24 protein-coding genes are annotated in these 20,408 nt (G+C 64.5%); 13 read left to right on the forward strand and 11 right to left on the reverse strand.

Features of this window, described 5'->3' with window-relative positions; translation table 11 throughout:
• Nucleotides 1–79 precede the first annotated feature (79 nt).
• The 3 genes from rnd to AC19YT_RS19420 all read left to right on the forward strand — a co-directional run bounded on the left by rnd (nucleotide 80) and on the right by AC19YT_RS19420 (nucleotide 2,555).
• Nucleotides 80–1,213: a ribonuclease D gene (gene rnd, locus AC19YT_RS19410; protein ID WP_500610847.1), complete on the forward strand. Its 1,134-nt coding sequence runs from the start codon at nucleotides 80–82 to the stop codon at nucleotides 1,211–1,213.
• The gene (locus tag AC19YT_RS19415) at nucleotides 1,210–1,503 is read left to right on the forward strand and encodes a YcgL domain-containing protein (RefSeq protein WP_095107227.1); all 294 of its coding nucleotides are present in this window, start codon (nucleotides 1,210–1,212) and stop codon (nucleotides 1,501–1,503) included. Before rnd ends, AC19YT_RS19415 begins: the two co-directional genes overlap by 4 nt.
• 119 nt (nucleotides 1,504–1,622) lie before the next feature.
• Nucleotides 1,623–2,555, forward strand: a complete 933-nt coding sequence (locus tag AC19YT_RS19420; RefSeq protein ID WP_500610848.1) for a D-2-hydroxyacid dehydrogenase — start codon at nucleotides 1,623–1,625, stop codon at nucleotides 2,553–2,555.
• Nucleotides 2,556–2,595: 40 nt separating this feature from the next.
• Here the strand turns inward: AC19YT_RS19420 and AC19YT_RS19425 are convergent, their stop codons facing one another.
• A complete protein-coding gene (locus tag AC19YT_RS19425; RefSeq protein WP_095107231.1) occupies nucleotides 2,596–3,189 on the reverse strand; it encodes a nitroreductase family protein in 594 nt (197 codons plus the stop codon).
• Between the two features lie 261 nt (nucleotides 3,190–3,450).
• Between AC19YT_RS19425 and AC19YT_RS19430 the strand changes: the two genes are divergently transcribed.
• Both AC19YT_RS19430 and AC19YT_RS19435 read left to right on the forward strand, forming a co-directional pair.
• The gene (locus tag AC19YT_RS19430) at nucleotides 3,451–3,900 is read left to right on the forward strand and encodes a YcgN family cysteine cluster protein (RefSeq protein WP_500610849.1); all 450 of its coding nucleotides are present in this window, start codon (nucleotides 3,451–3,453) and stop codon (nucleotides 3,898–3,900) included.
• Between the two features lie 47 nt (nucleotides 3,901–3,947).
• Nucleotides 3,948–5,174, forward strand: coding sequence for a hypothetical protein (locus AC19YT_RS19435; RefSeq protein ID WP_500610850.1), 1,227 nt, complete (start codon nucleotides 3,948–3,950; stop codon nucleotides 5,172–5,174).
• A gap of 18 nt (nucleotides 5,175–5,192) precedes the next feature.
• Here the strand turns inward: AC19YT_RS19435 and AC19YT_RS19440 are convergent, their stop codons facing one another.
• The 4 genes from AC19YT_RS19440 to AC19YT_RS19455 all read right to left on the reverse strand — a co-directional run bounded on the left by AC19YT_RS19440 (nucleotide 5,193) and on the right by AC19YT_RS19455 (nucleotide 7,402).
• Complete coding sequence (locus tag AC19YT_RS19440; protein WP_500596880.1) at nucleotides 5,193–5,540, reverse strand: YgaP family membrane protein; 348 nt, start codon at nucleotides 5,538–5,540, stop codon at nucleotides 5,193–5,195.
• A gap of 71 nt (nucleotides 5,541–5,611) precedes the next feature.
• Nucleotides 5,612–6,079, reverse strand: coding sequence for an RNA methyltransferase (locus AC19YT_RS19445; protein WP_095107241.1), 468 nt, complete (start codon nucleotides 6,077–6,079; stop codon nucleotides 5,612–5,614).
• 225 nt (nucleotides 6,080–6,304) lie between these two features.
• Nucleotides 6,305–6,667, reverse strand: coding sequence for a YajD family HNH nuclease (locus AC19YT_RS19450; RefSeq protein WP_095107243.1), 363 nt, complete (start codon nucleotides 6,665–6,667; stop codon nucleotides 6,305–6,307).
• A 48-nt stretch (nucleotides 6,668–6,715) separates the two neighbouring features.
• Nucleotides 6,716–7,402: a spermidine synthase gene (locus AC19YT_RS19455; protein ID WP_500596882.1), complete on the reverse strand. Its 687-nt coding sequence runs from the start codon at nucleotides 7,400–7,402 to the stop codon at nucleotides 6,716–6,718.
• 101 nt (nucleotides 7,403–7,503) lie between these two features.
• Here AC19YT_RS19455 and AC19YT_RS19460 point away from each other — a divergent pair, with 101 nt between their 5' ends.
• On the forward strand, nucleotides 7,504–7,788 hold the full coding sequence (locus tag AC19YT_RS19460) for a hypothetical protein (RefSeq protein WP_095107247.1): 285 nt from the start codon (nucleotides 7,504–7,506) through the stop codon (nucleotides 7,786–7,788).
• On the opposite strand, the gene AC19YT_RS19465 is transcribed toward AC19YT_RS19460, so the two are convergent.
• Together AC19YT_RS19465 and AC19YT_RS19470 are read right to left on the reverse strand one after the other, a co-directional pair.
• Nucleotides 7,785–8,258 carry a cyclic nucleotide-binding domain-containing protein gene (locus AC19YT_RS19465; protein ID WP_500596884.1) on the reverse strand — a complete coding sequence of 158 codons (474 nt, stop codon included), beginning with the start codon at nucleotides 8,256–8,258 and terminating at the stop codon, nucleotides 7,785–7,787. The two genes, AC19YT_RS19460 and AC19YT_RS19465, sit on opposite strands and share 4 nt — an antisense overlap.
• A 67-nt stretch (nucleotides 8,259–8,325) precedes the next feature.
• Nucleotides 8,326–10,380: a S9 family peptidase gene (locus AC19YT_RS19470; protein ID WP_500610851.1), complete on the reverse strand. Its 2,055-nt coding sequence runs from the start codon at nucleotides 10,378–10,380 to the stop codon at nucleotides 8,326–8,328.
• Nucleotides 10,381–10,478: 98 nt separating this feature from the next.
• Here AC19YT_RS19470 and AC19YT_RS19475 point away from each other — a divergent pair, with 98 nt between their 5' ends.
• The 3 genes from AC19YT_RS19475 to AC19YT_RS19485 are packed head-to-tail and all read left to right on the forward strand — an operon-like array spanning nucleotide 10,479 to nucleotide 12,345.
• Nucleotides 10,479–10,979, forward strand: coding sequence for an MFS transporter (locus AC19YT_RS19475; RefSeq protein ID WP_500596887.1), 501 nt, complete (start codon nucleotides 10,479–10,481; stop codon nucleotides 10,977–10,979).
• Nucleotides 10,980–11,011: 32 nt separating this feature from the next.
• The gene (locus AC19YT_RS19480) at nucleotides 11,012–11,791 is read left to right on the forward strand and encodes a class II glutamine amidotransferase (protein WP_095107255.1); all 780 of its coding nucleotides are present in this window, start codon (nucleotides 11,012–11,014) and stop codon (nucleotides 11,789–11,791) included.
• An 11-nt stretch (nucleotides 11,792–11,802) separates the two neighbouring features.
• Nucleotides 11,803–12,345 carry a DUF2937 family protein gene (locus AC19YT_RS19485; protein WP_095107257.1) on the forward strand — a complete coding sequence of 181 codons (543 nt, stop codon included), beginning with the start codon at nucleotides 11,803–11,805 and terminating at the stop codon, nucleotides 12,343–12,345.
• Between the two features lie 41 nt (nucleotides 12,346–12,386).
• Here AC19YT_RS19485 and AC19YT_RS19490 read toward each other — a convergent pair whose 3' ends face one another.
• Nucleotides 12,387–13,298, reverse strand: a complete 912-nt coding sequence (locus AC19YT_RS19490; RefSeq protein WP_095107259.1) for a LysR family transcriptional regulator — start codon at nucleotides 13,296–13,298, stop codon at nucleotides 12,387–12,389.
• Nucleotides 13,299–13,540: 242 nt separating this feature from the next.
• On the opposite strand from AC19YT_RS19490, the gene AC19YT_RS19495 reads away from it, so the two are divergent.
• The 3 genes from AC19YT_RS19495 to AC19YT_RS19505 are packed head-to-tail and all read left to right on the forward strand — an operon-like array spanning nucleotide 13,541 to nucleotide 15,914.
• The gene (locus AC19YT_RS19495; RefSeq protein ID WP_095107261.1) at nucleotides 13,541–14,293 is read left to right on the forward strand and encodes a 5-oxoprolinase subunit PxpA; all 753 of its coding nucleotides are present in this window, start codon (nucleotides 13,541–13,543) and stop codon (nucleotides 14,291–14,293) included.
• The gene (locus tag AC19YT_RS19500; protein ID WP_500596892.1) at nucleotides 14,290–14,994 is read left to right on the forward strand and encodes a 5-oxoprolinase subunit B family protein; all 705 of its coding nucleotides are present in this window, start codon (nucleotides 14,290–14,292) and stop codon (nucleotides 14,992–14,994) included. Before AC19YT_RS19495 ends, AC19YT_RS19500 begins: the two co-directional genes overlap by 4 nt.
• Nucleotides 14,991–15,914, forward strand: a complete 924-nt coding sequence (locus AC19YT_RS19505; protein WP_500610852.1) for a 5-oxoprolinase subunit C family protein — start codon at nucleotides 14,991–14,993, stop codon at nucleotides 15,912–15,914. Before AC19YT_RS19500 ends, AC19YT_RS19505 begins: the two co-directional genes overlap by 4 nt.
• 60 nt (nucleotides 15,915–15,974) lie before the next feature.
• Here the strand turns inward: AC19YT_RS19505 and AC19YT_RS19510 are convergent, their stop codons facing one another.
• From AC19YT_RS19510 to AC19YT_RS19520, 3 genes are all read right to left on the reverse strand, one after another.
• Entirely contained in the window at nucleotides 15,975–17,153 is a 1,179-nt protein-coding gene (locus tag AC19YT_RS19510; protein WP_095107268.1) for a vWA domain-containing protein, read from the reverse strand.
• Between the two features lie 11 nt (nucleotides 17,154–17,164).
• On the reverse strand, nucleotides 17,165–18,010 hold the full coding sequence (locus AC19YT_RS19515; protein ID WP_095107270.1) for an AAA family ATPase: 846 nt from the start codon (nucleotides 18,008–18,010) through the stop codon (nucleotides 17,165–17,167).
• A gap of 144 nt (nucleotides 18,011–18,154) precedes the next feature.
• A complete protein-coding gene (locus AC19YT_RS19520) occupies nucleotides 18,155–19,231 on the reverse strand; it encodes a DUF748 domain-containing protein (protein WP_500610853.1) in 1,077 nt (358 codons plus the stop codon).
• 126 nt (nucleotides 19,232–19,357) lie between these two features.
• On the opposite strand from AC19YT_RS19520, the gene cysK reads away from it, so the two are divergent.
• Nucleotides 19,358–20,332 (forward strand): cysteine synthase A, encoded by a 975-nt coding sequence (gene cysK / locus AC19YT_RS19525; RefSeq protein WP_095107274.1) that lies wholly within the window; start codon nucleotides 19,358–19,360, stop codon nucleotides 20,330–20,332.
• The last annotated feature ends 76 nt before the right edge of the window (nucleotides 20,333–20,408 follow it).

Here is a 20,408-nt window from a genome sequence, read left to right on the forward strand (position 1 = left end):
TTTGTGCACAGCTGTAGTTCAGGCGCGGAAATCCCCGGGGGCGATATATACTGCGCGCCATTCTTCAAGGGAGAGCCGTGTGGCCATCGATATTCACTGGATTCGCGACAACGATAGCCTCGGTCGTTTCTGTACACAGTGGCAGGCACTGCCCTTCGTCGCCCTCGACACCGAATTCATGCGGGTCGACACCTTCTACCCCATCGCCGGCCTGTTGCAGATCGGCGACGGCGAGCGCGCCTACCTGATCGACCCGTTGACCATCGACAACTGGCAGCCCCTGGCGGCATTGCTGGAAAACCCGGCGGTGACCAAGGTGCTGCACGCCTGCAGCGAAGACCTGGAAGTGCTGTTGCGCCTGACCGGCAGCCTGCCGGCGCCGCTATTCGACACCCAATTGGCCGCCGCTTACCTCAACCTGGGCTTCTCCATGGGTTACTCGCGCCTGGTCCAGGAAGTGCTGGGCATTGAGCTGCCCAAGGGCGAAACCCGCTCTGACTGGTTGCGCCGGCCGTTGTCGGAGACGCAAATCAGCTACGCCGCCGAAGATGCCGTGCATCTGGCCGAGGTCTACAGCCACCTGCGGCCCAAGCTGTCGGACGACAAGCACGCCTGGGTCCTGGAGGATGGCGCCGAACTGGTGGCCAACCTGCGCCGCGAAACCGACCCCTACGAGGTCTATCGCGAGGCCAAGCTGGCCTGGAAGCTGTCCCGCGCCCAATTGGCGGTGTTGCGTGAGCTGTGCGCCTGGCGCGAGCAAGAGGCCCGCGCCCGGGACCTGCCGCGCAACCGTATCATCCGCGAGCACGCCCTGTGGCCATTGGCGCGCACCCAGCCCGACAACCTCTCGGCGCTGGCGAAAATCGACGACATGCACCCGCGCACCGTGCGCCAGGACGGCCAGTTCCTGCTCGACCTCATCCAGCGCTTCGCCAACCTGCCGCCCGAGCAATGGCCACCGGCCGTGCCCGAGCCGCTGCCGGTGGAAGCCGCCGCCTTGGTCAAGCGCCTGCGCGCCTTGGGCCAGAGCGAGGCCGAGCGCCTGGATATCGCCCCGGAGCTGATGCTGCGCAAGAAAACCCTCGAAGCGCTGATTAAAAGCGGCTTCCCCCAGGGCCCTTATCAATTGCCCGATTCCCTGCGTGGCTGGCGCCGCGAATTGATGGGCCAGGCCCTGCTCGACAGCCTGGCCACCGCCGGAGAACAGCCTTGAAACGTATTTGCTCCATCTACCGCAGCCTGAAGAAAAACGAGATGTACCTTTACGTGCTCAAAAGCGATGCCCTGGAGCGTGTGCCGGAAAACCTCTTGGCCGCGTTCGGCAAGCCGCACCACGCCTTCGACCTGGTGCTGAGCCCGCAGCGCGCGCTGTCGCGCGAAGACATCCATGTGGTGCTGGCGAACCTGGAATCCCAGGGTTACCACCTGCAAATGCCGCCCGCCGAAGACGAGTACATCGAGCACTTGCCCGAAGAGCTGCTGCGGCGCAATGACCCGGTGTGATCGCTAAGTGCCCTGCCAGGGGCGCTGTTATCCGTTGGATGCACATTTTTGCCAGGGGGGCGGGGCTGTCGGGAATCGACGGCCGCGGCCCCGTGCCCTGTTTTTGAAAGGTTTGAACCATGCGCGTTCTGATTGCTGAACACGACCACGCCCTCTACGCCCAACTGCTGCGCGCCGCCGCGCCCGACCTTGAGGTGCTGACCAGCGGCGATTCCGCCGAACTGGCCAGCCTGGCGGCCGACTGCCCGGTGTGGTTGGGCCAGCCCGACCTGTTGGCGACCCTGCTGCGCCAGGGCCACCACCCACAATGGCTGCAATCGACCTGGGCGGGCATCACGCCGCTGCTGGCCGACGGCTTGCCGCGCGACTATCGCCTAACCCGGGCGGTGGGGATTTTCGGCCAGGTCATGGCCGAATACGTGCTCACCTACATGCTCGGCCACGAGCGCGAAGTGCTGGCGCGCCTGGTCAGCCAGGTGGAGCGCAAGTGGGACGGGCGCCTGGGCCAGAGCCTGGCCGGGCGCAAGGCGTTGATCGTCGGCACCGGCGACATCGGCAGTTGTGTGGCGCAGTTTTTGGTGCCTTTTGGCGTGCAGTTGTACGGCATCGCCAGCAGCGCCCGCGAGCAGGCGCCGTTTATTGAAGTGGCGGCGCTGGAAGATTTGCCGCGGCTGGTGGGGCAGGTGGATTACGTGATTAACCTGCTGCCCAACACTCCCCACACCCACGACCTGTACAACGCCGCGCTGTTCAAGCAGTTCAAGCCCACGGCGCTGTTCATCAACGCCGGGCGCGGCGTGGCGGTGGTGGACGCCGACCTGGTCGAGGCCCTCAAGGAAGGGCACCTGGCCGGTGCAGTGATCGACGTCTGCCGCCAGGAACCGCTGCCCCAGCGCCATCCCTTCTGGACAGCCTGGGGCCTGCTGCTGACCGGCCACAGCTCCGCGCCCACTTCACCGCCGTTGCTGGTGCAGTTGTTCGTCGACAACCTGCGTGCCTATCAGGCCCAGCAAGCCTTGCGCGGGGAAGTGGATTTCGCCCGGGGCTATTGAGCGGGCGTTGTCGCGGGTGGCTCCCACAGGCCTGTCAGCCTTAAAGGCTGAAATCCCCTTCCGCCGCCAACTCGCTCAGCGGGCGGCGGGGGCTTGGGGTTTCCCGGGCCTGTAGGTAGTCGGCCAGGGTGGCCTTGTCGCCGAGTTTGCCGATGGCCACGGCGGCGTGCAGGGCGTAGCCCTCGGGGATGTTCAACTCCTTACGGGTCAAGTCTTGGTCGAACCCGGCCATGCCGTGGGTGTGCCAGCCGCTCAGGCTTGCTTGCAACGCCAGGTGGCCCCAGGCCGAGCCGGTGTCGAAGGTGTGCCACAGGGCCGGGGTTTCTTCGCTGGCGCCGGGGGCGGTGAAGGTGGTTTTCGAGATCACGATCACCAGGGCCGAGGCGTGTTGCGCCCAACTGCGGTTGAATTCGTTGAGCAGGCCCAGGTAGCGCTCCCAGTTCGGCGTGTCGCGGCGTGCATACAAAAAGCGCCACGGCTGGGAGTTGTAGGCCGAAGGCGCCCAGCGCGCGGCTTCAAAGAAGCTCAGCAGGGTTTCTTGGGGGATGCTCTCGCCGGTAAAAGCCCGGGGCGACCAGCGTTCGATGAATTGCGGGTGGATGGCGTAGTCGGCAACGCGAGGGTTAGCGCTCATGCAGGGTTCCTGGCTAGGTCAATGAATACGGATAAAAACCGGCGGGCGCAGATAGGCTGGGCGATGGGTTTTTGGCGGGGTTTACAGCGCGGCGCAGGCAACGCGGTCGAGCGTTAATGGCCTGCGGCCAGCGCCTAAAGCTACTGGGCGAGGGGCAAACTGACAAGCCTGGCGCTACCAGCAGTCGCCCGCCCTTGGCCCACCGCCCCCTTGGCACTAGACTGGCGGCCTTTTCACTGCGCTGATGTTGAACTGCGAACCATGGCTGCCAACGTAGAACCCTTCTGGACCCGCAAAACCCTCGAACAACTCGACCCGCAGGAGTGGGAATCGTTGTGCGACGGCTGTGGCCTGTGCTGCCTGCAAAAGCTCGAGGATGAAGAGGACAACAGCGTCTATTACACGCGAATTGCCTGCAAGTTGCTGGACCTGAACACCTGCCAGTGCAGTGACTACCCCAACCGCCGCGACACGGTGCCCGATTGCATCCAGCTCACCCCGGGCAAGGCCGACCAGTTCACCTGGCTGCCGCCGACCTGCGGCTACCGCTTGGTCAGCGAGGGCAAGGACCTGCCGCACTGGCATCACCTGGTGTGCGGTGACCGCGACGCGGTGCACCACGAACGTATTTCCCAGTCCGGGCGCATGCTGGCCGAAGGCAGCGTGGCCGAGGACGATTGGGAAGACCACCTGATTTTTCGCGCAGGCTGAGGCCCCACGGCCCGGCGGCGCAATCGTTGAACCACGAGGGACTGTGTATGGCTGTAGGAACACGGCTGGCGGCGGCCTGCTTGCTGCTGGCGCTGAGTGCGCCGCTGTGGGCGGCGAAGAAAGTCGACCTGGATTACCAGGTCAAGTTGTTGCCCAAGGGCGACCAGGCCTGGGTCACCCTGACCCTGGGCGAAGGCTCGGCGGTGCGCAGCCTGGATTTCGACCTGGGCGCGGGCGACGACTACAGCGATTTCAAGGCCGACGGCCAATGGCAGGCCCAGGACCGGCGCGGCATCTGGCGCCCGGCCAGCGGCAAGGCCAGCCTGAGCTACCGCGTACGTATCAACCAGGCCCGTGACAATGGCAGTTTCGACAGCCGCGTGACGCCCAAGTGGGCACTGTTGCGCGGCGATTTGCTGGTGCCGGCGGCGCGGCTCGATCAGCAGGACGGCATCGAGCTGGTGGCGCGCCTGGGCTTTGAGCTGCCGCCGGGCTGGAAAAGCGTCGAGACGGCGTGGCCGCGCATCGGCAAGCGGCGTTTTCGCATCGACAACCCTTCGCGCCTGTTCGACCGCCCCACGGGGTGGATGCTCGCCGGCACCCTGGGCAGCCGCCGCACGTTGCTGGGGGAAACCCAGGTCACCGTGGCCTCGCCCCAGGGCCAGGGCATGCGCCGCATGGACGTGCTGACCCTGCTGACGTTCGTTTGGCCCCAGGTGCAAGCGGTGTTCCCGCGCCACCCGGGCAAGCTGCTGATTGTCGGCGCCGGCGACCCGATGTGGCGCGCCAGCCTGGCCGGGCACGACTCCATTTACCTGAGCAGCCGCTTGCCGCTGGTCAGCGAGAGCGGCAGCAGCCCTTTGGTGCGCGAGTTGGTGCAGGTGTTCGGGCGGATCAACGACAGCCACGGCAGTGACTGGATCAGCGAAGGTTTTGCCGAGTACTACGCCATCGAACTGCTGCGCCGCGCCGGAGGCATCAGCGACGAGCGCTACCAGAGCCTGCACACCCGCTTGGCCAAGCAGGGCCACGAGGTCACTAGCCTGCGCGGCGAGCACATCGCCGGGGCGCAATTGGCCCGGGCGGTGCTGCTGTTGCAGGAGTTGGACAGTGAAATCCGCATCAAGACCCGCAACAAACGCTCCCTTGACGACGTGTTGCGGGCGGTGATGCGCCTGGAAAGCGTTAGCACCGCCGAGTTCGTGCAGCTTAGCGAGAGCATCCTGGGTGGCGGCTCAAAGGTGCTCGACAGCGAGTTGTTGAAGGGCGTGTAGACGCAGCCAGGTGCGCGCTTAGAGGTCGGGCTTGGCCTTGGGCGCAGCGGCGGCGTCGGCCTTGGCTTGCAGGTTGTTGAGGTCACGGGCGGCGCGTTCGATCTTGCCGCGCACGTTGTCCATGTCGCGGCGGCCTTTTTCCAGCAGGCTCTTGGCCGAACTGTGGCCGGTGATGCCACGGGCCAGGGCCACGCCGCCAATCGCCACTTGAATCAGGCCGAACACGCCGCCACGGCGCAGGCCTTTGCCCATCATCACCACACCGCCGGCCAGGGAGCCGATGCGTTCCCAGCCCTGCACGTTCTGCTCGGCGGGGCCGCGGGGCGTGGTGGATTCGATGCGTTGTACGAGTTTGCTGTCGCTCATGATCTGTCTCCTGGGGGCGGGTTGCTCTTAAGGCTGACTACGCGGGGGCGGCGCTTGTTCCATCGGATCGCTCAGAACTTAGGCCCGGAACGGGTGTTATTGCCCTTGGCCAAGCGGTCGTAGAGCACCACGTTGACCGTGGCCGCCAGGTTCATGCAACCGGTGGTGGGGATGTACACCACGTCTTCGCACCAGTCGCGGATCTCTTTGTCCAGGGAGCCGTCCTCGGGGCCGAAGATATACAGCGCGCGGTCCGGGTGAGTGTATTCGGGCAGCGAACGGGCGCCCTCGACCAACTCCACTGCCACCGGGATGCAGCCTAGGGGCAGGATTTTTTTCAGGTCGTCGATGCCGATCAGCGGGATGTCCTGGTGGACTTTTTTGGTGTCGGTCACGAAGTCGCGGGCCCGTTCATAGCGCTTGCCGGTGTAGAACACCGAAGCCACGCCATAGCAACCCGCCGCACGCATCACCGAGCCGACGTTTTCCGGTGATTTGGGGTTGTACAAACCAATGCAGCTGTATCGTTTGTTGGCCACGGGAGGGGGAGCCTTCGGGGAAAAGGCGCGATTATACGGCGATTGCGGTGTTTAGCCGATGGCTATCGCCAGCCTCTGTGGGAGTAGTTCCCCCGGCTTTGTGGGAGCGAGCCTGCTCGCGATAGCAATCTGTCAGCAGGCAGGGGTGTTGGCGGTACCGCCGCCATCGCGGGCAGGCCTGCTCCCACAGTGGAGCGGACTCCAAGGCCCAGGTTGCAGGCGCAGTCACTCGTCCTTTTTCATCAACCCCGCCAGGGCGGCGAACGGGTTGTGGGTGGCCTTGGCGATGGTGGGGGTACTCAGGGAGCCCTCGCCGAAGTACTGCTGGTCGGTGTAGCGCGAGTGTTCGTTGTCGTGGCAGTACAGGCACAACAGTTCCCAGTTGGAGCCGTCCTGGGGGTTGTTGTCGTGGTTATGGTCGCGGTGGTGCACGGTCAGTTCGCTCAGGCGCTTGCCGGCAAATTCACGGGCGCAGCGGCCGCACACGTGGGGGTACATTTTCAGCGCTTTGTCGCGGTAACCCATCTCGCGGTCGCGTTGGGCGTCGGCGAGGATACGGTCCAGTTTGGAGGTATTGGTCGAACTCATGGGTTCACCTGTGTAGAAGACGAATGACGGGAGTGCTGGCAGTTTAGCTCAGCCCTTGAGTTTCTCGGCAATCCAGATGGTGTGCCGGGTGCCCTTGTTGCCGTGGGCGAAGACTTGCACTTCTTCGGCCTTGAACCCGGCCTTTTTCAGTTTGTCGCTGAACTGGCGGTCGGCGCTGGCCGACCACACTGCCAGCACGCCCTTGGGCCGCAGGGCCTTGGCGCAGGCGCTGAGGCCGCCGGCCGAGTACAGCCAACTGTTGGCTTTCTGGGTCAGGCCTTCGGGGCCGTTGTCGACGTCCAGCATGATGGCGTCAAAGCCCTGGGGTTCGGCTTGCAGCACCTTGGCCACGTCTTCCAGGCGGATCACGGTGCGCGGGTCGAGCAGCGGGCGCCCGGATTTTTCCCCCAGCGGCCCGCGGTTCCACTCCACCACGCCTGGCACCAGCTCGGCGACCACCACTTCGGCGCTCTTGCCCAGGTGCTTGAGGGCCGAGGCCAGGGTAAAGCCCATGCCCAGGCCGCCGATCAGCACCCGCGAGCCGGGCCGGCCGGCCACTTTGCGGCAGGGGATCTCGGCCAGGGCATCCTCGGAGCCGTGCATGCGGGTATTCATCAATTGCCCGCCGTCGCCACCCTGGATCTTGATGACGAAATCCTCGCCGTACTCGAACAGGCACAAGGCACCGCCGTTGTCGGGGATCGGGGTGGTGTCCAGCAGAACGAAACGTTTCATGGGGTGCTCATGTGAGAAGGAGGAAAAACCGCGAGGGAGCAGGGCAAACCGGCGCGGTTGGGAGTAGCCTGAGGCTCACCACCAGGGCCAGGGAGCCAACGATGAAGCGCACCATTCTAACGGTCATTGCTGGGGCCGCGCTCTGGATAAGTGCGGCGCAGGCCCAAGAGCTGCAAACGGTGCCGGTCGCGCCGCCGCCCGTGCCGGGTTCGCCGGGCACCGCCACGCCCACGCCTTACCCGCAAGTCACCCCGCCCGGCGTGCCCCGGGCCACGGGCAGCCGCAACGGCGCGCCGCTGCTGCCGCCCATCGACAAGCCCGGGCCGCCGAAAGACCAGCCGTTGCCCGTAGACCCGGCCCCGGACAAGCTCAAGCCCGGCAGCTAGACCTGCTGCGACAGCAGTTTGCCATCGGCCATGCGCAGGCGTTTGGACAGGGCGATGGCCAGGGCGCGGATGATTTTGGCGGCGACTTTCGGCGCGTCGTTGAGCATGCGCTCCAGGGAATCCTTGCCCAGGGTCAGCAACTGGCAGTCCTCGGCGGCCACGCAACTGGCCGAGCGCCGCTCGCCGTCGAGCACCGCCATTTCGCCAAAGGCGCGGCCGGCGCGCAGGGTGGCGATGGTCACCGCGTGGCCGTCGCCGTTGGTTTTCTGCACGGCCACCTGGCCGCTGTGGAGGATGCACATGAAGCTGCCGGCATCGCCCTCGTGGAAAATGGCTTCGCCCTGGGCAATGGTGGCGATGCTGAAGTAGCCCGCCGCCGCCGCGAAGTCCGCAGGCAGCAGTTGATCGAACAGGCCGCAGTCCATCAGCCAGTCGCGGATTTCGTTGTTCAGTAGGGTCGGTTCGGACATGGTCGTGCGTCTTTGGTCTTTGAAAATGAGTGCGTGTGGTTCAGACACGCACGCGGCCTACAGTTCCTCAGGCGATGCCCAGCACCTTGAACACAAAGGCGTATTCGAGAGCTACGTCACGTAATCCCTGATAGCGCCCGCTCATGCCGCCGTGGCCGGCCTCCAGTTCCGTCTTGAGCAGCAACGGGTTGGTGTCGGTCTTGGTGGCGCGCAATTTGGCCACCCACTTGGCCGCTTCCCAATACTGCACGCGGCTGTCGTTGTAGCCGGCGATCACCAGCAGCGCCGGGTAGGCCTGGGCGCGCACGTTTTCGTAGGGCGCGTAGGCCTTGATCCGCGCATACACCTGCGGGTCCTGGGGGTTGCCCCATTCGTCGTACTCGGTGACGGTCAGCGGCAACTCGGGGTCGAGCATGGTGTTGAGCACATCGACGAACGGCACTTCGGCAATGGCCGCAGCGAACAGCTGGGGGCGCTGGTTGAGCACCGCGCCAATCAACAGGCCGCCAGCGCTGCCGCCACTGATGACCAGTTGCTCGGGGCGGGTGTAGCCCTGGGCGATCAGGTGTTCGGCGCAGGCGATGAAGTCATTGAAGGTGTTCTGTTTGTGCTCCTGCTTGCCGGCGCGGTACCAGGCTTCGCCTAACTCGCCGCCGCCACGCACATGGGCGATGGCGAAGGCCACGCCCCGGTCCAGCAGGCTCAGGCGCGCGTGGGAGAACCAGGGGTCGAGGCTTTCGCCATAGGCACCGTAGCCGTAGAGGTAGAGCGGTGTCGGCTGGCCCAGGCATTGGCGCTTGACCACCAGGCTGATGGGCACCTGCGTGCCGTCCGGCGCGGTGGCCCACAGGCGTTGGCTGACGTAGGCGTCGGCGTCGAATGGGCCGAGCACCGGGGTTTGCTTGAGCACCACTTGCTCGCCGGTGGCCAGGTGCAGTTGGCGGATTTGCGCCGGACGGTTGAGGGCTTCGTAGCGCAGGCGGATGTGTTCGCTGGCAAATTCCAGGCTGTTTTGCACATAGAGGCTGTAGGCCGCGTCGGGCAACTCTACGCGGTAGGCCGGCAGGCCCTGGGGCCGCACTTCGATGACCGGCAGGCCACCGATGCGCAGGCTCAGGGTCAGGCCCCCAGCGTTGAGGCTCAAGCCGTCGAGCATCACCGTATCGCTGTGGGGGATCAGGGTTTGCCAGTCGCCGGCGGTGGGCGCCTGGCCCTGGTCAGCGGCTTGGTACAGGGCGAAGTTGATGCCGTCGCGGTTGCTGCGGATCAGCCAGGTCCACTGGCCGTCGAGCTGGCCGTGATCGACCTCGTATTCATGGCCTTCGACCCGCGGCGCCAGGCAAGTGAAGGGCTGTTGCGGCTGGCTGGCGTCCAGGGCCCAGACTTCGCTGGTGGTCTTGCTGCCCAGCGATAGCAGCAACTGGCGCTCGGAACTTGAGCGGTAGCAGTGCAGGAAAAAACGCCCGTCCGGCTCGTGGAACACTTCTTGCGCGGCGGTGCCGTCGAGGCGATAGCGAAAGAGTTTGTGCGGGCGATGGGTGTCGTCCAGTTCGCCGAAAAACAGGGTCAGGCTGTCGTTGGCCCAGGTCATGCTGCCGTCGCAGTCCTGGAAGGGCAGTTCGCTAAGTTTGTCGTTGCTCAGTTCCTTGACGAACAGGGTGTAGGTTTCTTCGCCGCTGGTGTCCAGGCTGTAGGCCAGGCGCTGGTGGTCGGGGCTGATGCTGAAGGCGCCGAGGGAGAAAAACCCGCCGTTGGCCAGCACGTTGGGGTCCAGCAGCAGTTGTTCGCGGCTTTCGTCCAGGGTCAGGCTGTCGTCCGCCGGGCGCGGGCAGCGGTAGTGGCGCGCGTACTCATCGCCCGCCGTGGTGCGGGTGTAATACAGGTACGGGCCCCAGGGCGAGGGCAGGGACAGGTCGGTTTCCAGGATGCGGCCCTTGATCTCTTCGAACAGCGCCTCGCGCAGCGGCGCTTGATCGGCCAATTGCGCCTGCACGTAGCTGTTTTCGGCCTTGAGGTAGTCGAGCACCGGGGCGCTGTCGCGCTCCTGCAGCCAGGCGTAGGGGTCGGCACCGTCGGCCTTGTGGGCAACGGGCGCGGCGAGAACGGAAGAAGAAACGGGCATTTTGAGCTCTCGGGCAATTGACAAAACGGGCGACGCGCAAGGCGTACAAGCCTGATGGGCGAAAAGCCGTTATCATAGCGCCTCTTTGCCTGCCAGCCATGGACACCATGACCGAGAACGACTTTCTGATCGCCTGGGGCCTTTACGCCGTTGCCGCTTTGGGCTGCCTGTTGGTGTGGATGCGCATGACCCGCTGGATGTGGCGCTGGCTGCGCGAGCCCTTGCGGGTGTTGATGGCGGTGGTGTTGTTCACGCCCACCATCATCGACCCGGTCAAGGAACAGTTCGCCCCCGCCGTGGCGATCACCGTGATGGACCTGCTGCTCAAGGTCGGCAACAACGTCCTGCGTGCAGTCTCGGACCTGGTGATGTACGGCATCATCGCCCTGGGCCTGTACCTGGTGTTCGCGCTGATCCGCTGGCCCATCGAGCGCAGCATCAACGAACGCAAGGCGCGCAACGAGGCCGCCAAGGCTGCCGCGGCCGCGGCTGACGCGCAGCTCGACGAACAACCTTTCGGGCATGCCGGCGACGACCGCTATGGCCGTGCGCCACTGCCCAGCAACCCCCAAAGGTCGCGCGTCGAACCGCGTTTGTAACCTGGCCCCGGCATTGAAGCGAGAGTCCGAGCATGTGTGAGTTACTGGGCATGAGCGCCAATGTACCGACCGATATTGTGTTCAGCTTCACCGGGCTGATGCAGCGCGGCGGGCGCACCGGCCCGCACCGCGACGGTTGGGGCATAGCGTTTTATGAAGGGCGCGGCTTGCGCCTGTTCCAGGACCCGGGCGCCAGTTGCGACTCGGAAGTGGCGTTGCTGGTGCAGCGTTACCCGATCAAGAGCGAAGTGGTTATTGGCCACATCCGCCAGGCCAACGTCGGCAAGGTCTGCCTGTCCAACACTCATCCCTTCGTGCGCGAGCTGTGGGGGCGCAACTGGTGCTTTGCGCACAACGGCCAGCTCGCCGGTTTCGCCCCCGCGGCAACTTTTTATCGGCCCGTCGGCGATACCGACAGCGAAGCGGCGTTCTGCGACCTGCTCAACCGCGTGCGCGATGCCTTCCCGGAGCCGGTGGACATCGAGCAGTTGCTGCCCTCGTTGCTGCAAGCCTGCGCCGAGTACCGCAGCCTGGGCGTATTCAACTGCCTGCTCAGCGACGGTGATTGGCTGTTTTGCTATTGCTCCACCAAACTGGCGCAGATCACCCGGCGTGCGCCCTTCGGCCCGGCGCGCTTGAAGGACGTGGACGTGATCGTCGACTTCCAGGCCGAAACCACGCCCAATGACGTGGTCACCGTGATCGCCACCGAACCCTTGACCGAAAACGAAACCTGGACCCGCTACCAGCCCGGCCAATGGAGCCTGTGGCGTGGTGGCGAATGCGTGGCCCAAGGCCAAACCGAACCATAAGGACGTCCACGATGTTGCTCAGTTATCTGCGCCTGGTGTTGTTTGCGGCGGGCCTGTTGATCGGGGTTCAGGTGCCGGGGTTTGTCAGCGATTACGGCAAGCGCGTCGAGGCGCACCTGATCGAAGCGCAGACCGGCCTGCAAGGCTTCCAGCGCACCGCCGAACAGTTCTTCAAGGGCGATTTGCAAGCCCTGGTCGCCCATTACCGTGCCAGCGACGACCCGGTGTTTCGCAGCGACGCCGACAGCCTGAGCACCTTGCTCACCCGCCAGCAGGCGTTAGACAAGCAGTTCCAGGCCATGCAAGGCCCGTGGTACATCCGCGTGCTGCAAGTGGCGCTGGCCGCCGACCCGGCAATCCGCGAAGAAACCTGGAACGGCTACAGCTACCAGATCCTCCTCACCCCCGAAGCCATGGGCTGGGCCATGGGCGGCGCGTTGGCCTTGTCGTTTGGCATCGAATGCCTGTTCCGCCTGATCGACTGGGTGGTGCTGGGCGGGCGGCGTCTGCGCCAGAGCCGGCCCATCGAAGACCGCAACCTGCGCGGCTTGTAATCCCCATAGGGTAGGAAGCGGGCAAGCCTGCTTGCTACGTCTTATTTGAGGGCGATGTAAGTCTCGCCCATCTTCTGCGCATAGGCGCTCACTGTGCTCTGGCACAGGGCCACGATGTCTTCGGCCAGGTCCACGCCCACGCGCCAGCACACCACCACTTGCAGGTTCGGTGGGCGCTGGTCGATGGGCAGCAGGGTCAATTCGCCCCGGGCCAGTTCTTCGCTCACCAGCACCGGCGGCAGCGCGGCGATGCCGAAGCCGTCACGCAGCAGGCGGGTGATGGCCGACACCGAATTCACGCAACTCAGGCGCGGCGACATTACGCCATGGGCCTGCATCAGCCCGAGGATTTCCTGGTGTGGGTGGGAGTTTTTCGAGTAGGTGATGATGCGCTCGTTGGCCAGGTCGGCCAGGCCTGAGTAATCGCGGTTGTAGATCGAATTGCTGGCCACGATCCACGCCACCGGGTGGCTGGCCAGTTCCAGGCTGCGCAGGCTTTCCTGGCGCAGCAGGTCGGTTTGCAGAATCAGATCGAGAAAGCCTTTTTGCAACTGATCGCAGAGGTTGAGCGAGGTATCGGCCACCAATTCGATTTCCACCTGCGGGTAGACGTCCGCCATCTGCGCCACCAGGGAGCTGAGCCAGGTGTGGATCACCGTGTCCATCGCGCCGATGCGGATGCGCCCCACCTTGCTGCTGCGGGTGGAGATCGACTGCTTGAGCGCCTGCATGGTGTCCATCATCTGCTCGGCGTAATCGAGCACCTTCAAGCCCTCGGGGGTCAGGCTCACGCCGCGCGAATCACGCAAAAACAGTTTGGCCCCCAACTCGCTTTCCAGCACCGCGATGCGGCTGGAAATCGAGGCCTGGGTGGTGAACAGCTTCTCTGCGGTCAGGCGAAAGCTCTTGAGGCGCGCGACCCAGACGAAGGTTTCGAGGAACTTGAGATTCATGGGATCAACTTTTACTTATGCCTTGAAGCGGTTTTTATTGGTTGGACGGGCAGGGCGCCAGCATCGAAAAATGCCTGCACCCACCTTAGGCGTCGGGTTCGCACAATACCAATAAGAATCAGCTAGGCGCCCGGCTCGCCACTCGCGGTGGCCCGCCACGCAACGGACACTAACTGATAATCTGCGGAAGATTGAAGAAATTTCCCGCATAAAAATATTCAAAAGCCTACGGGAGTGTTCACGTGAGCCGCCTGCTATTGAACTGCGACATCGGCGAAAGCTTTGGCAACTGGACCCTGGGTCTGGACGCCGAGGTCATGCCCTTCATTGACTGCGCCAACGTTGCCTGCGGGTTCCACGCCGGCGACCCGAGCATCATGCGCAAGACCGTTGCCCTGGCCCTGAAGAACGCGGTGCGCATCGGCGCGCACCCGGCGTACCAGGACCTGGCCGGGTTCGGCCGCCGCTCGATGGCGTATTCGGCCCAGGAAATCCAGGACCTGCTGCACTACCAGATCGGCGCGCTGGACGGCATCTGCCGCGCCCAGGGCACCCGCGTCAGCTACGTCAAACCCCACGGCGCGATGTACAACGACATGATGGCCAACCCCGCCCAGTTGCGGGCGGTCATCCAGGCCGTGGCCGCCTACGACCGGCAGCTGCCGCTGATGCTCATGGCCACCCGCGACAACAGCGCGGCCCAGGCCCTGGGCGATGAATTCGGCCTGACGTTATGGTTCGAGGCCTTTGCCGACCGCGCCTACGACGCCGCCGGCCATCTGGTTTCGCGGCAGTTGCCGGGGGCGGTGCACCACGACGCCGACACCATCATCGACCAGGCCCTGCGCATCGCCCGCGGCGAGCCGCTGGTGGCCAGTGATGGCAGCGCCTTGGTGCTGCACGCCAATACCCTGTGCGTACACGGCGACAACGCCAGCTCGGTGGCTGCGGTACAGCGTATCCGCGAGGCCCTGGACCGGCAGGCCAACCCATGAAGCCACGGATTGAAACGGTCGCCATCGACTGCCTGATGGTGCGCCTGTTCGACGCCATCGCCGAAGAGAACATGCCGTGGATGCTCGCCGCGTGCGAGCGCGTACGCGAAGGCTTCGCCGCGCACCTGATCGACCTGGTGCCGTCCTACACCACGTTGATGGTGCATTACGACCTGCTGGCGCTGACCCCGGCCCAGGCCCGCGAACTGATCGCCGAGGCCTTGCACAACCTGGCGCCTAACGCCCAGGCCAGCGGCCAGCGCCATGTGTTGCCGGTGTGGTACGACCTTAGCGTCGGCCCGGAACTGAGCCTGTTGGCCCAGCGCAGTGGCCTGGCCATCCCCGAGGTGATCCGCCGCCACAGCGAGCGCGACTACCAGGTGTTTGCCCTGGGCTTTGCGCCGGGGTTCGCCTTTATGGGCCTGGTGGAAGAAACCCTCGCCGCGCCGCGCTTAGGCACCCCGCGCAAGCGGGTGGCGGCCGGCAGCGTGGGCATCGCCGAACGCCAGACCGCCGCTTACCCGGTGGTGTCCCCCGGTGGCTGGAACCTGATCGGGCGCACCCCCAGCAAACTGTTCGACCGCGAGCGCGACGGCTACAGCCTGATGCAACCGGGCGACACCGTACGTTTCGAGGCGGTGAGCCATGCCGAATTCATCAACCTGGGCGGTGACGACACGCCGTTGGAGGCGCTGCCATGAGCCGTTTTTCGATCGAGGCCAGCACGCCGCTGTGCCTGTTGCAGGACGCCGGGCGCTTTGGCGTGCGCCATTTGGGCGTGACCCAGGGCGGCGCGGCGGACTGGGTGTCGATGGCCTGGGCCAACTGGCTGCTGGGTAATGCGTTGGACGCGGCGGTGGTGGAAGTCACCCTCGGCGGCTTTACCCTGGTGGCCCAGGCCGACGGTTGCCTGGCCCTGGCCGGCGCCGATCTGGGCGCGCAACTCGACGGCCAGCCATTGCTGCCGTGGCGCAGTTTCAGCATCCGCCAGGGCCAGCGCTTGAGTTTCACCCAACCGGTGTTGGGCGCACGCGCCTACCTGGCGGCCCCGGGCGGTTTTGCCGCGCCAAGGGTGCTGGGCAGTTGCGCCACCGTGGTGCGCGAGGCGTTGGGCGGGCCGGACGGTTTTGGCCGGGCCCTGGCCAAGGGGGGCGAACTGACTTGCAGCGGCACGGCTGCGCCGGTGCGGGCGTTGGCGGCGGGGCAGGCCCCGGATTTCACCTCCCAGGCACCGCTGGACCTGGTGCTGGGGGCGCAGATCGGCCAGTTCAGCGGCCAGAGCCTGTTCGATGCCTTCAATAGCACCTGGACCCTGGACAGCCGCGCCGACCGCATGGGCATTCGCCTGTTGGGCACGGCGTTGCAGTATCAGGGCGCGCCGATGATTTCCGAGGGCATCCCGTTGGGCGCGGTGCAGGTGCCACCGGACGGCCAGCCGATTGTGCTGCTCAACGACCGCCAAACCATCGGCGGCTACCCGCGCCTCGGTGCCCTGACGCCCCTGGCCCTGGCCCGGTTGGCGCAATGCCTGCCGGGGCAAGAAGTGCGGCTGGCGCCGGTGGTACAGGACCTGGCCCATGAGCAGCAGGTGCGGTATGTGCGGCGGTTTCTCGACTGCTGACGGCCTCGCGAGCCGGCTCGCCACAGGTGTTTTTCTGTGGGAGCGGGCCCGCGATCGCGTCTACTTGGACAAAAACCGCATCCCTTCCTCCAACCCCCGCAACGTCAGCGGGTACATCTGGTCGTCGATCAGGTCGCGTACCAGGTTGGTGGAGGCGGTGTAGTTCCAGGCGTCTTTGGGGTAGGGGTTGATCCAGATGAGCTTCTTGTACTTTTCCTTGAAGCGCTGCATCCACACATAGCCCGCCTCTTCGTTCCAGTGCTCGACGCTGCCGCCCGGTTGGGTGATTTCGTAGGGCGCCATGGCGGCGTCGCCGATGAAGATCACTTTGTAGTCGGCGCCGTACTTGTGCAGCAGGTCCTGGGTGGACGTGCGCTCGGAGGTGCGGCGCAGGTTGTTCTTCCACACCGACTCATAAACGAAGTTGTGGAAGTAGAAGTACTCCAGGTGCTTGAACTCGGTCTTGCACGCCGAGAACAGCTCTTCGCAGATTTTTACGTGGGCGTCCATCGAGCCGCCGATGTCGAACAACAACAGCAACTTGATGGTGTTGCGCCGTTCCGGGCGCATCTGAATGTTGAGCAGGCCGGCATCACGGGCGGTGTGGTCGATGGTGCCGTCGATGTCCAGTTCTTCGGCCGCGCCCTGGCGGGCAAATTTGCGCAGGCGGCGCAGGGCGATCTTGATGTTGCGGGTGCCCAGTTCCACCTGGTCGTCGAGGTTCTTGTACTCGCGTTGGTCCCAGACCTTGACGGCTTTGCCCTGGCGCTTGCCGGCCTCGCCCACGCGGATGCCCTCGGGGTTGAAACCGCCGGAGCCGAAGGGGCTGGTGCCACCGGTGCCGATCCATTTGTTGCCGCCGGCGTGGCGTTCCTTTTGCTCTTCCAGGCGTTTCTTGAATTCTTCGATCAGTTTGTCGAGGCCGCCTAAAGACTGGATCTGCGCCCGCTCTTCATCGCTCAGGGAACGTTCGAATTCCTTGCGCAACCAGTCTTCAGGGATCAGGGCCTGGAGGTGGTCGTCGAGTTTTTCCAGGCCATTGAAGTAGGCGCCGAAGGCCCGGTCGAACTTGTCGAAATGCCGTTCATCCTTGACCAGGATCGCCCGGGCCAAGTAGTAGAACTCGTCCATGTCGGCGAAGGTCACGCGCTGTTTAAGCGCGTTGATGAGGTCTAGCAGCTCGCGCACCGAGACCGGTACCTTGGCGGCGCGCATTTCATTGAACAGGTTAAGCAGCATGGCATTCGCCCTTATCGAGTGCCGCGACGGCTCATGAACGCCAGGCGTTCGAGCAACTGCACGTCCTGCTCGTTTTTCACCAGGGCGCCGGCCAGGGGCGGGATGGCTTTGGTCGGGTCGCGTTCGCGCAGCACCGCTTCACCGATGTTGTCGGCCATCAGCAGCTTGAGCCAGTCCACCAGTTCGGAGGTGGAGGGTTTTTTCTTCAGGCCTGGCACTTTGCGCACATCGAAGAACACGTCCAGGGCTTCGCTGACCAGGTCTTTCTTGATATCGGGGTAATGCACGTCGACGATTTTCTGCAGGGTGGTGCGGTCCGGGAAGGCGATGTAGTGGAAGAAGCAGCGGCGCAGGAAGGCGTCCGGCAGCTCTTTTTCGTTGTTGGAGGTAATGATGATGATCGGGCGCTTCTTGGCCTTGATGGTTTCGTCGATCTCGTAGACATAGAACTCCATCTTGTCGAGTTCTTGCAGCAAGTCGTTGGGAAACTCGATGTCGGCCTTGTCGATTTCGTCGATCAGCAGGATCACCCGCTCCTCGGCCTCGAAGGCTTCCCACAACTTGCCTTTTTTCAGGTAGTTGCGCACGTCGTGGACTTTATCCACGCCCAGTTGCGAGTCACGCAGGCGGCTGACCGCGTCGTACTCGTACAGGCCCTGGTGGGCCTTGGTGGTGGACTTGATGTGCCAGGTAATCAACTTGGCGCCGAAAGACTCGGCCAGTTGTTCGGCGAGCATGGTCTTGCCGGTGCCCGGCTCGCCCTTGACCAGCAGGGGCCGTTCCAGGGTGATGGCGGCGTTGACGGCCAGTTTCAGGTCATCGGTGGCGACATAGGCCTGGGTGCCTTCGAATTTCATCGGTAACTCCTTGAACGGTAACGCCGGCCTGCGCTGGGGCAGGGCGGACACAAATTGCAAACGTGCCCGACTATAGCGCGAGGCCCGGGCGACTGTGAACGCAGACGCCCCATTCAGTCTCTGAATGAGGCGTCACGCCGTGACTCAGTCAGCCTCGGGCTTGGGTTGCTCGTAGCGGGCATTGAAGGCCTGGACGAAGCCGTTGCGCAGAATCTGCAGGAAGGCCTGCAAGGCGCTGATGTTTTGCTGGTGCACGTTGCCGCTGAGTTCCACGCGGGTGGCGAACTGGTTCTTGCGCTGGTTTTTCAGCACGGTTTCGCTGGTGCCCACCAGGGCTTCCCAGATCGAACGGAAAACCCCCTTGTTGCGGTTTTCCACGTCCTGCTGCCAGTTGAACACCTCCACGTCGCGCAGCAGCGGCTTGATGTAACCGCTTAATTGACCTTTTTCGGCCTGGGCCTCGATCACCACATCGCCGGAGCCGGCGTTGAAGTCGAACTTGCCGTAGGCCGAGGCGAAGTCGTTCAGGCGTTTGAGCTCGATATCGCGGGCGCGCAGGCGGAACTGGAAGTCCTCGAAGTTGCTCAGCGGGTCGAAGGTGGCGGTGGTTTCCAGCGGCGCGTGGCCCAACAGCAGGGCCTTGCCCTCGAAACGGGCGTCGCGCTTGCCTTTGACGTCCACCACGTTGGTCAGGTTGTAGAAGCTGGCGTTGACCGCCGTGGCGTCCATCTTCACCGCCGGTTTGGAGTTGAAGTTGTGGAAGCTGACCTGGCCGTCGTCGATGCGCACTTCGTCCAGGGTGATCGGCAGCAGTTTGCCCAGTTGCGCCCGCCAGTCGGTGCCGGCACCGGTCTGGGACGCCTGGCGGTTGGCACCGCCATCGACGAAGTTGATCTGCGGTTTGACGAAGCGCACCCGGGCCACCACCGCGCGGTCGTACCACAGTGCGTGCCAACTGACGGCGAGGTCGATCAGCGGCGCGTTGACGAACGGCACCGGCACCTTGGCGTCAGTTTTGACGATCTCCAGGCCATTGATCCGGTACGCGCCGCGCCACAGGGCCAGGTCCACGTCGCTGACCTGGCCGCGGTAGTCGCCCATGTCGGCGAGCTTTTCATTGAGGTAGTCGCGTACCAGGTAGGGCAGGGCGATGTGCAGGGCCAGCAGGAGCAGCGCGATGGCGGCCAGGCTCCAGAGTGGCCAACGGTAGCGGCGTTTCATGGGGTGGGTCTCCGGTGTAGGTAAGGGGTTGACCGCGCGGGCCGCTGGCCGTTCGCCTCGACTGGACGCCTCGCGGCACGAGGCATACCCTTGAACGCTTCTTCTTCGCTGCATAAGGACCCAGCCATGAGCCGCATTTTTGCTGACAACGCCCACTCCATCGGCAACACGCCCCTGGTGCAGATCAACCGCATCGCGCCCCGCGGCGTGACCATCCTGGCCAAGATCGAAGGGCGCAACCCGGGGTATTCGGTCAAGTGCCGGATCGGCGCCAACATGATCTGGGACGCCGAAAGCAGCGGCAAACTCAAGCCGGGCATGACCATCGTCGAACCCACCTCGGGCAACACCGGCATCGGTTTGGCGTTCGTCGCCGCCGCCCGTGGCTACAAGCTGATGTTGACCATGCCGGCGTCCATGAGCATCGAGCGGCGCAAGGTGCTCAAGGCCCTGGGCGCGGAACTGGTGCTCACCGAGCCGGCCAAGGGCATGAAGGGCGCCATCGAGAAGGCCGCCGAAATCCTGGCCAGCGACCCGGCCACCTATTACATGCCCCAGCAGTTCGATAACCCGGCCAACCCGGCGATCCACGAAAAAACCACCGGCCCGGAAATCTGGAACGACACCGATGGCGCCGTGGACGTGCTGGTGGCCGGCGTAGGCACCGGCGGCACCATCAGCGGCGTGTCGCGCTACATCAAGCACACCCAGGGCAAGCCGATTCTCTCGGTGGCCGTGGAGCCGATCACCTCGCCAGTCATTACCCAGGCCCTGGCCGGTGAGGAAATCAAGCCTAGCCCGCACAAGATCCAGGGTATCGGCGCCGGTTTCGTGCCCAAGAACCTGGACCTGTCCATCGTCGACCGGGTCGAGTTGGTGAGCGATGAAGAGTCCAAGGCCATGGCCCTGCGCCTGATGCAGGAAGAGGGGATTTTGTGCGGGATCTCCTGCGGCGCCGCGATGGCGGTGGCCGTGCGCCTGGCGCAAACCCCGGAAATGCAGGGCAAGACCATTGTGGTGATCCTGCCGGACTCCGGTGAGCGCTACCTGTCGAGCATGCTGTTCAGCGACCTGTTCACCGAGCAGGAAAACCAGCAGTAACCCCCCCACGGCGCCGGTTGACCCACATCAGCCGGCGCCGCGCCGCCTTATGGTAATAAGGGCTTTGTTGCGGATT

This window comes from Pseudomonas sp. MF08875 (genome assembly GCF_059862525.1).